At 50.7% G+C, this 15,009-nt stretch carries 21 protein-coding genes; 6 read left to right on the forward strand and 15 right to left on the reverse strand.

Going from position 1 to position 15,009, the window contains the following annotated elements:
• Window positions 1-56: 56 nt before the first annotated feature.
• The 9 genes from FD25_RS05115 to FD25_RS05160 form a co-directional block, all read right to left on the reverse strand.
• Window positions 57-653 (reverse strand): hypothetical protein, encoded by a 597-nt coding sequence (locus FD25_RS05115; protein ID WP_225428544.1) that lies wholly within the window; start codon window positions 651-653, stop codon window positions 57-59.
• Between the two features lie 16 nt (window positions 654-669).
• Window positions 670-1,077, reverse strand: a complete 408-nt coding sequence (locus tag FD25_RS05120) for a hypothetical protein (protein WP_057802015.1) — start codon at window positions 1,075-1,077, stop codon at window positions 670-672.
• Between the two features lie 124 nt (window positions 1,078-1,201).
• Window positions 1,202-2,215 carry a lipoate--protein ligase gene (locus FD25_RS05125; protein WP_057802017.1) on the reverse strand — a complete coding sequence of 338 codons (1,014 nt, stop codon included), beginning with the start codon at window positions 2,213-2,215 and terminating at the stop codon, window positions 1,202-1,204.
• Between the two features lie 434 nt (window positions 2,216-2,649).
• Window positions 2,650-3,126, reverse strand: coding sequence for an RrF2 family transcriptional regulator (locus FD25_RS05130; protein ID WP_057802019.1), 477 nt, complete (start codon window positions 3,124-3,126; stop codon window positions 2,650-2,652).
• Window positions 3,127-3,449: 323 nt separating this feature from the next.
• The gene (locus tag FD25_RS05140; protein WP_057802023.1) at window positions 3,450-3,632 is read right to left on the reverse strand and encodes a hypothetical protein; all 183 of its coding nucleotides are present in this window, start codon (window positions 3,630-3,632) and stop codon (window positions 3,450-3,452) included.
• A gap of 16 nt (window positions 3,633-3,648) precedes the next feature.
• A complete protein-coding gene (locus FD25_RS05145; protein WP_057802025.1) occupies window positions 3,649-4,425 on the reverse strand; it encodes a hypothetical protein in 777 nt (258 codons plus the stop codon).
• A 23-nt stretch (window positions 4,426-4,448) separates the two neighbouring features.
• Window positions 4,449-5,204 carry a hypothetical protein gene (locus FD25_RS05150; protein ID WP_057802027.1) on the reverse strand — a complete coding sequence of 252 codons (756 nt, stop codon included), beginning with the start codon at window positions 5,202-5,204 and terminating at the stop codon, window positions 4,449-4,451.
• Entirely contained in the window at window positions 5,191-5,910 is a 720-nt protein-coding gene (locus FD25_RS05155) for an ATP-binding cassette domain-containing protein (RefSeq protein WP_057802029.1), read from the reverse strand. The genes FD25_RS05150 and FD25_RS05155 overlap by 14 nt, the downstream gene beginning before the upstream one ends.
• Before the next feature lie 2 nt (window positions 5,911-5,912).
• Window positions 5,913-6,284, reverse strand: coding sequence for a GntR family transcriptional regulator (locus FD25_RS05160; RefSeq protein WP_057802031.1), 372 nt, complete (start codon window positions 6,282-6,284; stop codon window positions 5,913-5,915).
• 348 nt (window positions 6,285-6,632) lie between these two features.
• On the opposite strand from FD25_RS05160, the gene FD25_RS05165 reads away from it, so the two are divergent.
• Window positions 6,633-7,088 carry a universal stress protein gene (locus tag FD25_RS05165; RefSeq protein ID WP_057731778.1) on the forward strand — a complete coding sequence of 152 codons (456 nt, stop codon included), beginning with the start codon at window positions 6,633-6,635 and terminating at the stop codon, window positions 7,086-7,088.
• A 67-nt stretch (window positions 7,089-7,155) separates the two neighbouring features.
• Window positions 7,156-8,040: an RluA family pseudouridine synthase gene (locus FD25_RS05170; protein ID WP_057802033.1), complete on the forward strand. Its 885-nt coding sequence runs from the start codon at window positions 7,156-7,158 to the stop codon at window positions 8,038-8,040.
• Window positions 8,041-8,093: 53 nt separating this feature from the next.
• On the opposite strand, the gene FD25_RS05175 is transcribed toward FD25_RS05170, so the two are convergent.
• The 3 genes from FD25_RS05175 to FD25_RS05185 all read right to left on the reverse strand — a co-directional run bounded on the left by FD25_RS05175 (window position 8,094) and on the right by FD25_RS05185 (window position 10,335).
• A complete protein-coding gene (locus tag FD25_RS05175) occupies window positions 8,094-9,020 on the reverse strand; it encodes an anti sigma factor C-terminal domain-containing protein (RefSeq protein ID WP_057802035.1) in 927 nt (308 codons plus the stop codon).
• 1 nt (window position 9,021) lies between these two features.
• On the reverse strand, window positions 9,022-9,501 hold the full coding sequence (locus FD25_RS05180; protein WP_057802037.1) for an RNA polymerase sigma factor: 480 nt from the start codon (window positions 9,499-9,501) through the stop codon (window positions 9,022-9,024).
• Between the two features lie 252 nt (window positions 9,502-9,753).
• Window positions 9,754-10,335: an SdpI family protein gene (locus FD25_RS05185; RefSeq protein ID WP_057802039.1), complete on the reverse strand. Its 582-nt coding sequence runs from the start codon at window positions 10,333-10,335 to the stop codon at window positions 9,754-9,756.
• 274 nt (window positions 10,336-10,609) lie between these two features.
• Between FD25_RS05185 and FD25_RS05190 the strand changes: the two genes are divergently transcribed.
• Window positions 10,610-10,816 (forward strand): hypothetical protein, encoded by a 207-nt coding sequence (locus tag FD25_RS05190; protein WP_057802041.1) that lies wholly within the window; start codon window positions 10,610-10,612, stop codon window positions 10,814-10,816.
• 90 nt (window positions 10,817-10,906) lie between these two features.
• Here FD25_RS05190 and FD25_RS05195 read toward each other — a convergent pair whose 3' ends face one another.
• Window positions 10,907-11,260 (reverse strand): DUF1093 domain-containing protein, encoded by a 354-nt coding sequence (locus FD25_RS05195; protein ID WP_057802043.1) that lies wholly within the window; start codon window positions 11,258-11,260, stop codon window positions 10,907-10,909.
• A 301-nt stretch (window positions 11,261-11,561) separates the two neighbouring features.
• Here FD25_RS05195 and FD25_RS05200 point away from each other — a divergent pair, with 301 nt between their 5' ends.
• Window positions 11,562-11,834, forward strand: a complete 273-nt coding sequence (locus tag FD25_RS05200) for a hypothetical protein (RefSeq protein ID WP_057802045.1) — start codon at window positions 11,562-11,564, stop codon at window positions 11,832-11,834.
• Between the two features lie 53 nt (window positions 11,835-11,887).
• On the opposite strand, the gene FD25_RS05205 is transcribed toward FD25_RS05200, so the two are convergent.
• Window positions 11,888-12,307 carry a hypothetical protein gene (locus FD25_RS05205; RefSeq protein ID WP_057802047.1) on the reverse strand — a complete coding sequence of 140 codons (420 nt, stop codon included), beginning with the start codon at window positions 12,305-12,307 and terminating at the stop codon, window positions 11,888-11,890.
• A 193-nt stretch (window positions 12,308-12,500) separates the two neighbouring features.
• Here FD25_RS05205 and FD25_RS05210 point away from each other — a divergent pair, with 193 nt between their 5' ends.
• Both FD25_RS05210 and FD25_RS05215 read left to right on the forward strand, forming a co-directional pair.
• On the forward strand, window positions 12,501-12,770 hold the full coding sequence (locus FD25_RS05210; protein WP_057802049.1) for a hypothetical protein: 270 nt from the start codon (window positions 12,501-12,503) through the stop codon (window positions 12,768-12,770).
• 196 nt (window positions 12,771-12,966) lie between these two features.
• Entirely contained in the window at window positions 12,967-14,265 is a 1,299-nt protein-coding gene (locus tag FD25_RS05215; RefSeq protein ID WP_057802051.1) for a hypothetical protein, read from the forward strand.
• 512 nt (window positions 14,266-14,777) lie between these two features.
• Here the strand turns inward: FD25_RS05215 and FD25_RS05220 are convergent.
• On the reverse strand, window positions 14,778-14,966 hold the full coding sequence (locus tag FD25_RS05220; protein ID WP_057802053.1) for a hypothetical protein: 189 nt from the start codon (window positions 14,964-14,966) through the stop codon (window positions 14,778-14,780).
• Window positions 14,967-15,009: the final 43 nt, after the last annotated feature.

Raw genomic sequence — 15,009 nt, forward strand, 5'->3', positions numbered from 1 at the left:
CGCCCGATGCAAGACCCAAACAAAAACGCCCAGGTCATTACCCTAGACGTTTCGGCCTATTTCTTAGGTGTCGTTTTCTTGGTAGTCGTCTTACGCGTCGGCGTTTTCCGCTTCGTTGCCGACTTACGCGTAGTGGTTTTAGTGGCGGGTTGCTTCAATTCAGCCTTAGGTTGATCCGTTTCAGCCGCGGCCTCCTTGGCGTTCTCGGCCGCCGTCTGCAACTTCTCAATCTGGAGCTTTAACCAGTCGTGCAGACTGGCATCCGCCGTATCGGTTTGCGCCACGTAGGTATCGGCCGGCGCTAAGGCGTCGATTCGTAAACCCGACACGTTAATGTCTGGCGTCTCGATCACGGCGTTGACGTTGAGTGGGGCCGTTTCAGCCACGTCCATAATCTTGGCAATGGTCTTGGTATCCTGCAACGGGAGGTTAATCACGCTGAGCTCCAAGCGCACCGAGATATCGGTACCGTTGACCGTGGTTTCGGCTTGGGCCAAGTGGTCCTGCCCAATCTGTTCGCGGATAAAGGCCGCTAACGGCGCCACGGCCTTGTCGGGATCCGCGTAAAAGGCCTTTTGGGGCGTTTTAGAGGTGAAATGTTCCACCTCATCGTTCTCGACAGCATCAATAAAATCTTGAATCTTGCGTTCCATTTCTACTCACCTCGTCCTATTCGCCAAATCGTCTGCGGTCACGGCCGTCCCGTTCGGACTTCCGCAAGCGCAATGCCAGGACTAACCAGTACGCGTTGGCCACCAGCATGCCAATGCTGAAGGCCGACATCAGTAACCGGATCGTCATGCTGGCGTGACTGGTTCCCCACATCACGAACAACATGCCTAGCAGACCCAAAGAATACAACACAATCACGAGTCCCAGCAAGTAAAATGATGGTTTCCAGTCCAGCACGGCCAACACGATAGGCACGGCGTACAGGACCAGCGCTAGAATCGACGTCTTACCAAAGTCGTTGGTCACACTACCGATCTTAACAAAGGGTTGGTTCATCAAAAAATTAATTACTAAAAAGCCCACTAACGAAATAATGGCCCAGGAAATAACGTTACGATCTCTCATTTCAAAAAACTCCTTATCGACGGGAAAATAAAAAACGTGGTCAACCGACCACGTTTAGTCAATTTGATTCTATTTTAACGTATTCCGTAGGGAAAATCAGTAAAATCCCCGAATCCGTTTCCAACTAGTCCACGAGTAGGTCTAAAACGTCGTTAACGTCGATCCCGTTAAAGTACTTTTGGGTATCGGCGGCATTCAAGACGGCCCCCACGTGTTCGCGGTCGTAACGCACGCCTTCCAGCTTAGTCGCCAGTTCGGTCACGTCACTAGGCCCGAAGAAGTCCCCGTAGAACTTGATGTTCTTGATCTTACCACCCTCGACCAATAACCGTGCGTCGATGGTGCCGGCCGTAAAGTGTTGCCGCTTCTTGACCGTAAATTCTGGGGAATTGCCGTAAACCCAATCCCAGTTACTGTAGTATTGGTTAAAGATCTCATCGATGGCGGATTGTTCGTCGTCGTTGATCTGAACTTCCTTGTCCTGGATGGCGTCCAGACTGTCCACGTGGAAGAGTTCCTTGAGTAAGGTGTCGCGGAATTCTGGCACGGTCAGGTTTTGGTATTCTGGTGCCAAATACGGCTTCAAGTTCGTGACCCGAGAACGAACGGACTTGATACCCTTAGACTTCATCTTATCGGCGGGCACGTTCAAGGCGTGGGCAATCACGTCTTGGTCCACGTCAAGCATCAAGGTCCCGTGAGAGAAAGTCTTACCGCTGTGCGAGTACATCGCGTTTCCGGAGAACTTCTTGCCGTCAACTAAGATGTCGTTCCGACCAGAAACTTCGGCGGTCGTGGCGCCCATGTCATGTAGCGCATCGACGACCGGTTGGACGAAGGACTTGAAGTCCCCGAACTCTTCGCTGTCGCTATCCACCACGAAACTAAAGCACAGGTTGCCGAGGTCTTGGTAGACCGCGCCACCACCGGATAACCGCCGGGTCACCGTGATGTTATTTTCTTCAACGTATTTTTGGTTGATTTCTTCCAAAGTGTTTTGGTTACGTCCCACAATGATGCAGGGACCTTCGTAGTAGAACAAAACCAATGGTTCATCGAATTGCTTGTTGTTCATTAAGTATTGTTCGGTGGCTAAGTTCCGCCGAATATCGTGTGACTTCATCGCATACCAGTACATAACCCAAAAACCCCTTTCAAATTAACCAACCGTGTGTCCGGCGACCAAGCCGGAACACTGGTTACCTAAAAGCATAGCACGGATTGAAAACGATTACAATTGTGCTTTCAGATATAAATTTCATTGTGAAAAGACGCGCAAATCAACGTTTACAGCAACCTACCTTTAGCCGTTAGACCGGTGCGTAAAATTCTGAAAATTATCGAAATATTATGATTGGAAACAACGGGATTTGTACTGGGTCAACACGATTAAACTGGGCTATCACCAGTCCATGAAACCACCCCACGCAAAAAGGGTACCCACCATGGGGGTACCCTTTTCGGCCGGGATGTTTTTCCTGGCTAGTTTTACTTAATGGTGGCCGTAGCCGCCATCCCTTTTATACCTATATTATAAGCGCTTTCATCAAGAAAGGGGCTAATTTTGCTCAGTTAGGCTTGGGGATGATTTTGACCCACCAGATTGCGGAAGAAGCCGTGATTGTGTAAATCTCGTTTTAGATCCGTCATGGTGAATCGGTGATAAAACCGCCGATAGTCCTCATCGGCTAAGGTGAATAAATCGGTCAGCGTCTGTGAGATATTCGCCGAAATATCGGTGCTATCACTGGCCTTAGCGCCCTTAGAATCCCCCGTAATAAAGCGCGCGTAGCTAATTGTCGGCGGAATCGTCAAATCGTACAATTCGCCCACGTTGATGTCGCTGAGATCACGAATCAGTTGGTACCCCCCATTTTTACCGACCGACCCTTCGATGTAACCCTGTTTGTGTAACACCGATAAGATGTTACGAATCATCACCGCGTTCAGTTGTAAGGACGTTGCCAGTTCACGGCTAGCAATTTTACGGGGACGGTTTTCGTCCAGGTAGAGCAAGCTATGCACGGCAACGGAAAAGTCTAGTCTCATGGTTTAGCCATCACTTTCCAAAAATTCTGTAATCATAATTCTATGATAACACACTCCGTTAACGAATCTCTGCTGATTTTGTGAGTTCGTGGTAATCCTACTGATTTTTATCATTGTAGATAATTTCTTCACGAATTTGTAAATTGATTTAATGATTTCTCTGATCAAAGTCATGGCTAATAGCGGTTCAAGGCCATAAAAATAGTGCTGGCGGATAACGACCATCAACACTAATTTTCATGAACCCGATTAAAATGGTCTCCCCAAGTTGGCCTATCTGCCCAGCTTGAAGAGACCATTCGCTCACAATATGCTTTAATTCTTCATAAATTCAAATACTTCCGCCGCGCATAAGCGTCCCACAGCGTCATCACCAGTAAGACGATTCCACTCAGGCCTAGACACAGGTGCCATTCCCACATGACGCCGCCTAAGGAATCGCGTAAGAGATTATAGAAATTCAACAACAAGACCATGGCCAACCAAAATTTTACGGATCTTAGCATGTCATTTCCCCCGTTTCTAAGCCCGAGCTTCCACCCAGTGACGCATCAAATACACGTTCATGCCACTCATCACGACCGTCCAAAAGACGGGAACCATTAAACTGATCCAGTCTTGGGCCGTATCGGACACGGACCCCACAACACTGGCTTGCACGTCCATTCCCCAACGAACAACCATGATTCCCGCGTAAACCAGCAGGATCGCTAGCCCAATTTTAACCAATTTTTGCTGAAAATTCGGTAAGAAGGCGCTAATCGTGGTCACGATGAACTGAACCAAGATGACGGCCGCCCATACCCATAACGTTACCAGCAACAACATGGCCACTAAGTATCCCGCCGTCAAATACAGGCTAGCCGTACTATGATCTTGCAGGCCACTGTTTAGAAAGAGCCATCTGCGAATCTCGGCGTGTTCCCACTGCGGCAACCACGGCCAATTAAAACTAATCAGCGTCATTCCCAAACCAACGGCCAACACGTAACCATAGGTGACAAACGAACTAGCTAAGCTCGCCAGATAAAGTTGCCACTCGCGCACCGGCATTAACCGGTAGGTCATACTTACCAGTTCCTGGTTTCCCCGCCGAGCCAAATCAATCAAGACTACTAAACCCCAGATTCCCGTAAAGACTAAGAACGTCCCCGGAAAATCAAGTTCCGCTAGGCCATCTAGCCAAACTTGTACGCCTAGACTCACCACCACGGCAATGAAATACAACCCCACTAACCGATTAGCCCGATGCAATTTGGGCCGCCAAAGGACCCGAAAACTCTCCTGAAACGTGGCCATGGCCAACGCCTCCCCCTAAAAATCTAATATTTTGCTTCCACCCATTTCCGCATCAAGCAGATGTTGATGGTCACGGTAACCACAATGGTGACCAAGGCCACAACTAGGTCCACCCACATGTTTACCGTACTCGACGCCCCGTGGAGGAGCTGGTATTGTAACCGCCCCAGCCAGACCGATAGGGCAATCGTTGCGGCAACGACCAGAATCGCCACCACCACTTTGACAACCTTTTGTTGGCCAGCTGGTAAGAAGGCACTGACCGTATTTAAAATAAAATGAATCAAGCTGACGTACACCCAGGCGTTAATCATCAGTAAGAGCACCAACAAGGCCACAAACACAGCAATCATTTGCCAGTTGTGCGGTAGACCAGTCAGGTTGGACCGCAGTTGGTCGAGCTCCACGGAAAGTCTTGGCCATTCCAGTCCTAGTCCGACTCCCATAACCAAACTCCGAACCGCCACAAAATACAAGTAGGCGACAAAGGCGGTGCTGAGACCGGCCAGGTACTGTTTGGCTTCGCTGGCCGGCATTAAACGGTAAGTGTCGCTCACGTAATCCCGTTCGGTCTGCACGGTCAGCCAGATAAAGGTGACCACGCCCAGGCCAAAGTCACCGGACGACGCTTTTAAGAGACTAAAGTCGCCCATGCCCCCGTGAATCACCTGGCCAATCAAGCTGATGACCACGATCAACAGGTAGAAGAACAACATCAAGTTAACGATGTGACCCTTGGGTTTCCACATACTCCGAAACAGTTCACTAAAGCTCGTCATCGTGAATGTCCCCCCCGTACACGCTTTCGTAGAAGTCTTCGACCCCGATGCCAAATTGACTGCGGATCTCTTCGCTACTCTTGTGCGTGCAAACCGTATGGTCCTTGATGATCACCACTTCGTCCAACAACGCCGCAATCTCGGTGACGTAATGGTCACTGATCAACATGGTCGCGTCGTCAGCCTTCCACTTGATAATGCTACTGATGATGCGTTTACGACTCATACTATCGATCCCATTAAAGGGTTCATCCAGCAAGTACACTGCGGCCTGACGTGATAAGGTCAACGCAATGATGAACTTCTCGCGGGTCCCCCGGGACAACTTGTTGAGCTCCAAATCATCATCGATCTGCAAGAACGTGGTTAAATCTATGTACTTCTGCGCGGAAAAATCCGGATAGACCGTCGCGTAAACGTCGCGAATCTGACTCAGCTTGCTCCCCGGCCGAAATCCCCGTAGCGACTCGGTAAAGCTGATCAGGCCACGGCGCTTGGTGCCGTCGGTTTCTTGATTAATCGCAATGGTCCCTTTGGCGCCCTTGGCCACGTCGGCCATCAAGCGCATTAAGGTGGTTTTCCCGGCACCGTTTTCCCCTAACAGGCCGACTACTCTTCCTTGAACGATCTGTAAGTTAACGTCGTGCAGAATCGTTTTGGTGTTTTTCCGATAACTCAAATCGGTGATCTCAATTGCGTTGGTCATGACTACTCCTCCTCGTTAGTTGTTGCCATGTATTCCTGAATGGCTGCCACGATTTCCCCGTCGCTCAGCCGCAACGCGTGAAGTTGCGTGTACAATCGTTCGATATACCCGTGACTTAACCGTTGTTTCAAAGCGGTGATCTTCGTCGTATCTTGCGTGACGAAGTTCCCCACACCGCGTTTGGATGTTAACACCTGCTCCGTGACCATCTCACTAAGGGCCCGCTGCACCGTGTTGACGTTGACGGTTAGGTCAACCGCCAACTGCCGCACCGCGGGCAACTTCTCGCCGGGGGCTAAGTCGCCCGCAACGATCCGGTGGTACAGGTCATTTTTGATCTGATAATAGATTGGTATTTTATCATCAAATTCCATTGATCCCACCTCAATAGTGTTCTACTTTTCTATTACACTATAGCATATTCTCGAAAAATCGCCAACCCCTATAACTAATTTAATTTGAAAGAATTTCATTGTGAACGTGAACAATTTTACGCTGGTAAGATTTCCCTTCCCGTCCCCTGGCCACCAAAGTGCGGTATAATAATCCCAATAAGTCGTCATGGAAACCTACTGTTGACTAGCCGTTACGCCAAAGAATTCCCAGACTCGTTTTCATCATTTTCATGGTCGTCACTGGTAATTAAGGGCTTACATGGTAAGGAATAAATGATATAGTATAAGTAAGGTTTCTATATGCATCGTGAAGGGGTGGCATCCATTATGTTACAACAATATCAAAATATTCTGGTTCCCGTTGATGGTTCAAAAGCAACCCAACCAGTTCTCGAAAAAGCAATTGAAGTCGCGAAGCGGAATAAAACACACCTGGACATTTTAAATGTGCTGGAAGTCAACCAATTCAGCGATACTTACGGTGGCGCCGTTAGTGGCGACGTGATCTACAAGTTATCGCAAGATGTCCAAGACCGCCTGAACGCGCTGAAGCAACAAGCGATCGACGCCGGCGTCCCCGACGTCAGCATTCACGTTCGGTTTGGGAATCCCAAGCCCGTTATCGCCCGTGAATTCCCAGCGGACCACGATACGGAACTCATCATCATTGGTTCAACCGGGTTAACCGCCGTTGAACGTTTAATGGTCGGTTCTGTCACCAACTACGTCAGCCGCTCCGCTATCTGCGACGTGCTGATCGTTAAGCCCGAAGAAACGAAATAATCTTGCAACTAACGGAACCTACCGTCTGCGGACGGCGGGTTCTTTTGTGTTATTGAGGAGGTTTATGATGCACTGGACGTATACTCGCGACTATCCCCGCGACCGCCCCGCCCAACCCGTGCGCGCCCTATTAAGCGCGTGGTTGATTCCCAGTCACCTGATTCACAGCCTGCGCGTCAACCAACGGGTCCTGGTCAACGACCATTACCGCTCGATGAACCAGTTGGTCCAACCCGGCGACCGGCTCACGCTCACCTTCGTGCCGACTGACTTCACGCACCCGTTTCCGGACGTCGACCCAGACAGTGCGGCCACGGTCAGTGTGCTCTACGAAACGGCCGATCTGCTGGTGATCAATAAGACCCGTGGCAGTAAAACCCACCCCAACCAGCCGGGCGAACGGGGCACGACGCTCAACCACGTAGCGGCCTACCTGGGAGCCGACCAGCCCGGGCCCTACATCCTGAGTCGCCTGGATCAGGAAACCACCGGGGCGTTACTGATGACCAAAACCCCGGCCGTGGTGCCCATCATGGTTCGTAACATTGCCGAAAAACGGGTCCAACGAACGTATCTGGCCTGGGTCCACGGTGACCTTACAGACGAGGGCACCTTTGACGCCCCAATCGGCCGCGACCCGCTGGACAAGCGCAAACGCTTGGTTAACGGCGATCACGCCCAACGCGCCGTCACCCACTACCGGGTGGTCGACCACCAACCGGGCGCGACGTTGGTGCAACTCTGGCTGGAAACCGGCCGGACTCACCAATTACGAGTTCACTTGGCCGCTAGCGGCCATCCCCTGGTGGGCGACCCGCTCTACGGAATCACCGATGGTCAGCGGTTAAAACTACATTGTTGGCGGTTAGCCTTTCCACAACCGTTCACGCTGGGTGACGAGCTAACTACGGTCACGGCTCCGGTGCCGGAGGGATTTAACGACCTAACCTAAAAGACGGCTTAAGTCCCGAAAAATCAGGACTTAAGCCGTCTCTTTTAGATCCGTTATTTAAACGTTGCCACCGCTTGAAAATACCCCACTGAACTAGCAGCCACCCACTGGGGTTGTCCTAGTTGGCGGAAATCATCACTCTTCCCCGTCACTATGGCACCCGCGAATTTAGCCGTTTTTGGGGTCGGGTAGTGCCGGGCATACCGTCCCCCATAGGCAAATAAGCCGTTTAAATCTATTTTTGACCGGTCAGCCCGTACCAGTGTTTGGCGAAAATACCGATAGTCTCTGGTAGTCAATTCTCCTTGGGGTCCGCTTGCTTGAACGCCTAAAAAGTTATTTTCCATCGTGGTGGTGTCCGCTCCTTTGGGGACCCCTAACCAGTACCAAACGGCATGTACGCCCCGGGGTAAGCGCTTCCGAATCTGGTCGTAGGTTAACGGCTGATCAAAGGTTAAGGCCATTTCCGTGATGCGGTTGGGGGTTCGCTGAACCTTTTTTAAGTCGTGAGCGAGGTGATAATCCCTGGCTTGAGTGCTCGGATGATAACGGCAATTATAGAAGATGGGCACCCGTTGTTGGGTCACCCGGTTATACGCCGCGTTACGTTCATCATCCGTGCTATTAAAGGCACTCGGTGTTTCCGGTCCCGTTAACCACGAATAATTGGCGACCAAGGGAGACCAAACCAGCCGCTGACCCTCAATTTGTTTATACCGGTGGCTGACCAGCTGCCCGCTCCCCATGGTTCGATTCGTCAAATATTGGTCACTCACTCGAATGTTGGGCGATAATAGGGTCCCCACTAAATCGAAATAATTATTTTCCCACGCGGTGGCTTGCCGTGACCGCGTGTCCATGATTTTTAGGCCCACGCCCAGCGTCCCCACGCAGACCACAAACGCAATCAGAATCGTGATTACCCAGCGGCGCCACTTCAACCGGCGTGCTAATCGCTTAAACTGTTGTTCATCCGTCATCTTAATCTTCCTCCAAATATTTCCGTAATTTTCGTTGTAACCGTTGGAGCCGCATCTTAACGGCGGCCGGACTCGTTCCCAAAACCCGTGCGATCCGCCGCATCGACCACCGCTGATGGTACCGATAAACCAATAATTGTTGCTCATGGGGCCGGAGCCGCCGTAAGCTCCCTGTAAGTTCGATCAAAAAAGGACTGGTCGGAAAACTCGTCGTTTCTAAGTTAGGTCCTAACGCCTCGTTAACTAATTGTTCCCACCGATTCTCTCGTCGGCACCAATCAATATAGGTGGACCACACGATTCGGTATAGGTAGGGCCGGAGCTTCTCCGGTGGCAGGACCAGTTCCATCTCTAAAACCTTCATAAAGGTGTCTTGTACAATATCTTCGGCAACTTCCAGCGACGCGCCGCGCTTGATTAAGTATCCCCGTAACTCCACAGCTAACTCGCCAACTAGCTTTTCGTACCGTGCCAAATTCACAGTCGTTTCCCTCCCCCGATAAGAAGACGATTGGATGTCTCAAAAGTAACGGTCGTTTCAAAAAAAATTTTCGATTAAAAAGGCCGCCATTTTTCAACGGCGGCCTAACATTAATTCTATCGATGGTTTGTCTAACTCCAGTTTATACCAGTTTTAGCCATTCTATTAGCTAACGCAAACTTTCATCGAATTCACTTATTTTCTGGCAAAAGCCCTACTGAAAGACTACCGTTGCCCTCTCTCATTCTTAGCTTAATGCAATTGACTGGCTTTTTCTGAAGACCACACCGTCGCCATTACCAACCCAATGCCACCAACGATGAGGACCCCCACAAACCAAACCGGTGGCAACAATTCTGCCACCATCAATAGGCCGCCCCACGGCACCATGATTCGTTCCGCCAATTGATTCGTTTGGCGCCACCGTTGCGGCGAATTCAGGGTTCCGGGTAACCGAATCCCAATCCAACTATTCCGTGGCATGTAAGCCCCTAGAATTCCCAGAGCGGTAATTAATCCCCCCACGGGCAGCTGCCGGACAAAGGCTTGTGGGGTTAACACCAATAGCAAACTGTAAAGGCTAATCCCCAAACTCAAGTCCATCGCCAACTCTGGCGCACGCCGCATGCCAAAATGCCGGTGTAAAATTCCCGGTAACCCCAGACTAACCCCGTACAAGATCACCATTCCTAAAAATAATTGCCATGAGCGGTCCGGTTGAATCACACCCCAGCGGACCCGTACCAGCTGTAACCCGCCGGCTAGAATCAGTAAGCCTGCATTTAATAACCGCAAAATTCGTAAGCCCTTGGTCCCTGTATAGTTAATGAGCATCGTGCCCATCCCCTTCTCCAGAATTAGCTTCACTCTAAGCGCCGGTATCAGGGGGGACAACCCCCAACACCCGTACCTATTTTTCAAGGAAGTTCAACTACTAATGCCTCGCGACCAATAAACACCTTATCTACCGGTCGCTGCCGTTTCAAAATCACCCTATTTCCCAACGATTTTTGCGTTTTGACCGTTTCAATCTAGTCCGGATGCTATAGTTGATTTTGTCGGGCCTGCGCCCGGCACTAATCTAACTGTATTGGAGAAACGACTTTAAATGAAAGCTAAACTTAGCGCACTATGTCTCACCATCTTCTACGCTAATTTAATCGGCTTGTTCGCCCACTTCATGACCAACCTCATCACCGATCGCTGGTCCGGGATTGCTCTGGCCTTACGCCTACTGCTTATCATCGCCATGGGGTTAAGTGTCGTGGGAACCGTCCGTCATTTTCTAAAATTAATCACGCCTAATCGGGCCTAATCCAACGACCGTGAAAAATCTTTTCGCGGTCGTTTTTCAATGCACTCAAAAACGCCTAACCCGAAAGTTAGGCGTTGTACGCTCTCATCTTTAATAGTGTTGAGCGGCCTTGAGCACCCGATAATGGGTCACCCCGTAATGTTGGTTCACCGTCACGCGCACCCACTGGCCCTTACGAAACGGCCCCGGATTATCGCTGTTCGTTTTAAGCGTCACCATCTGCGAATGCCCCGCCGCGTTCACCGCGCGGCCCCGGTAAACGTACCCCGTGATTTGATAATTAACGGGCTGACTTAACGGCCGCGTCCCCACGCTGTGGGTGATCTGCAAATCATAGTGGGTGCCCCCGTACCGGTAGACACACCATCCCGCTATGCCCAGAATTTCTAGCACCAATAACCCAACCGCCAATCGTCCCAAATACTGTTCGACAAATTTTTCCAATATGTAATCCCCCGAATGGTTCAATTTAGGCGTCACCGGGCAACCACCCGTTTGCCGCTTCCCCGTGGCCTACCGGTAAACACCTCATCTTAGAATAAATTGGAATCCCATTACGGGCAATAGCTTTCCAAGTCTCCACCCCAAACCTAACGAAAACGTTAAAAACGTTGGCGTTACCCATTAACCCGGCCACTAATTATTCCTGCGAATCATGGGAAGTTCTTACGTTTTGTGTAAGCGCTGACAATTAATTAGATTCACCACAAGTTCAATGGTACACTTGGGTTAAGGAAGTGACCAAATGATGCTCAATCCTCAGGCCCACCACGAATGTTTCGCCCTCCCGCAAAAAAACGGGGCACTGTTATTGATTCCCGAAACGCAGCGGGTCTTGTACACTGATCTTTTAGCCTACCAGGAAATTGCCGACGACCTCAACGACACCTTCGACGATCCCGGCATCGACGAAGCCGCCCGCAGTCAGTGGCTCACCTACCTGGACGACCAAGCCACCCAGGCCGGACAATCCCTGGACGTGGCCACGTTAGAAGACTACCTCTTTTTACTCGATTAAATGAACTAAACAACCGGTCAGCGCTTTTCATCAAGCCGCTGGCCGGTTTTGATTTAACGGCGTTGTTTGACCCACTGATAGGCCAATACGAAAATGCCCGCCGCCACCAAGAACAGCCGGTAAATCAGACTCGTTCCCCAGCGCACAACGGCAAATTCATGGTCCCCGGCATCCCCAATTCGGGCCACCCCAAAGTGGCCGGTATTGGCGTAAGATGAGCCGGTCCGCACCGCTTCTTGGTCCGCATTGTCGTGCGGGTGTTGTAGCTTTTCACCCAAATCTGCCGTCTGGTTGAACGAGCCGAACGTGCGGCGATAGACCGTCGGGAAAACAATCAAATAACTCAACAGGTAATACCCATCCCAGCCGTTCAGGTGCCAGCTAAAGGAGATGGGCGTCAATTCCATGCCACTGATCAAAATCAACAAGGCCGCCGGAAACAGCCCCTTTAAATATAATTGTTTTCGGGTCATCTTGCTCTCTCCTTCATTAATCTGCTTGGTGTCTTTAAACTCTAAATGTCGGCCTCGCCAAAGCAAGCTAGTGAACATACTTAGGCATTTAGAGTCTGAATAGATGCATCCGCCCCCACCTTCTTCTATCCTATAGCTAAGCTCATGTTTAAGACTAGCTCAGTTTAGGTCCATAGATTGGAGGAGAAACACCATGACGAAAGTTTATTACCCCGTCACCCTAGCAAAAATCGTGATGATTCTGTTTAATTTAGCCATCTTAGTGGCGGGACTCGCCCTCCACGACGCCCTCTGGTTGTCCGGCGTCTTCTTCTGCGGCCTGATTGGCGTTCAATTTCACTTCACCGTCTTCGAAGACACCCGCGATACCAACTGGGCCAACCGGCTGGACATCTGGTTGTCGCTACTGACCCTGTTATTTCTACTCTGTAAATTCTTCGTGGTGACCGCGGTTCCCGCCTAAAGGGACCGGTCCGTGACCTTTTTAAATTCTACGCTAGATTAGGCTTAATCGCCCAATCTTTTTTTGATTTAACCGCTCTTTTGCGGATTAATGTCTAGTAACAATTATTACAATACCAATTCGTTTGGCGGATTAGCCTAGTGCGCCATTTCTCCCGGTGCTACACTGAAAGTAAGTCTAAAGGAGGAATTTTGAGATGCGCAAAATCGTTCAAGGCGCGTTGGTTTGTGGCTTGGGACTGAGTGCGTGGTTCGGCTTGACCGCCACGACCACCGCTCACGCCGCTAGTTACTCGGCCGCGCGCAGTCAATCCGTCAAGTTGGTCTGGCGCAAGAGCATGGGCCAAAAGACCTACACCGCGACCACCGGGGCCCGTTATTCCAAGCACCTCGGGACCAAGTACGGGAATAATTCAACCACGAAAACGGTGGTCTGGGTCACCGACGCCCACGAAAAACTCTACCGACCGGCCAAGGGCACGTCCGCCATTTACTATCACGTTAAAAGCAGCGACGGGAAGCTTCAGGGCTGGATCTGGCGCGGCTATCTGAAGACCACCCAGGCACACACCACCACAACTAAGGGGCAGTATTCCGCGGCCCGTTCTAATTCCGTCAAGTTGGTCTGGCGTAAGAGTATGAAGCAACACGCTTACGTTGCCACTACCGGTGCCCGCTATTCCCAGCACCTGGGAACCAAGTACGGTAACAACGCCGACACGGCCGACGTGACCTGGTTAACCGACGGCCACGAAAAGCTCTACCGTAAGGCTAAGGGCAGCTCAGCCATTTACTACCACGTCAAGAGTCGCGACGGCCAGCTCCAAGGCTGGATCTGGCGCGGTTATCTCAAGGCCCAAACTGCCGACAGCCAGGATAATCCCGCGACAACTACCAGCACGACCGACCTTAAGGCTAACCAATCCGCCAAGAGTTTTACGGTCCAGAAGAGTGCCAATAACGACGTACTCGGGCAGCAAAACAACGCCTTTACCCAACTAGTCACCGCGCAACTGGTCAAGGACGGCTTCAAGGTCAGTCAGGACCTCGCCGGGGCCTACCAGGGACTCGCCCATATTGATGATTGGGACGGTGCCCTCACCACGACCGCCTTCGCCGATAATTTTGATCCCTACGATCAAGTCACCGGCAAACTCAAGGCCAAGGACATCAACTTCCTTTACTCCAGTACCGCTGGTCGGGTGGGCTCCAGTCACGATAAGTTGACCGCTAATATGGACCCGTGGTTCCCCGAAGACATCCAACAAGTTTTGGGCACTAAGGTCGATCCAGATACCGGGGACGCTAAAACGCTGGTCAAGGATCTCGCTCAGTATTTAGAGCAGACCCTTAATCGCGATAAAATGAAGAACTTTTACTTAAACGCCGCCGTGGGTTATCCCGCTAGCATGGGCTACACCACCTACAACACCGATACGGACCTCTCCGTTGAGTTCCAACTGCTGTACACCAAGGTCGCCGACGGTAAACATTAACCCCAGAATCCCCAAATAGCGTTGCCGTCAATCTCGACGACAACGCTATTTTTAGTATGGTCTCCGATGACCAGCTTACCCTTTGGCTCAAATTGCCAATTTTCGTTTCAATGGGTTGCAATTAACGATGACACAACTGATTTTGACCGCAAGCGACCCCCACCATCACCGCCATTCCCCCCGGTCGGCAGCGCTGGTGCTTCAAGCTGTTCAATAGTCATGCCTTTGTTAATGCCCCAAAACTATGTATTCCATAGAACAGTCTTACTATAGACTTCCTCGACCGCCCTGACAAGCTTTTAAATATTACATTTGTCCTGGTCCGGGTCGGTTTGGGCCTAGACCATTTCCCGTACTAACCGACCATTAGTCAGTAACTAACCCGGCCAATACCGTTAGACCATCCACTCATTCTTTTACCGTGGTCAGCAAATTTCATCGCCGGATTCATTCTTTTTGACCGCTAAAAAACGGCCGCCGACTTTTGCCAACGACCGCTCACCATAAATAGTTTAATTCCGGGTGCGTTTCCCGGAGAAGCTAAAGACCCCCATGAGGGTAAAAAGCAGGCCCGCGCCCACGCCACCGATATTATACGCGACGTTGAGATAGACGTTTTCAAGCACCGTAATCATTAAAAACACGACGCCCAGCCAAAAGTAGAAATTCTTATAAAAAGTTCCGTTAAACCCAAATCTCATAGGTCCTGGCCCCCTTTGTCGTCTGCTTGCTGATCAGACGGAT

The organism is Levilactobacillus acidifarinae DSM 19394 = JCM 15949 (assembly GCF_001434835.1).
Classification (GTDB): Bacteria; Bacillota; Bacilli; order Lactobacillales; family Lactobacillaceae; genus Levilactobacillus; species Levilactobacillus acidifarinae.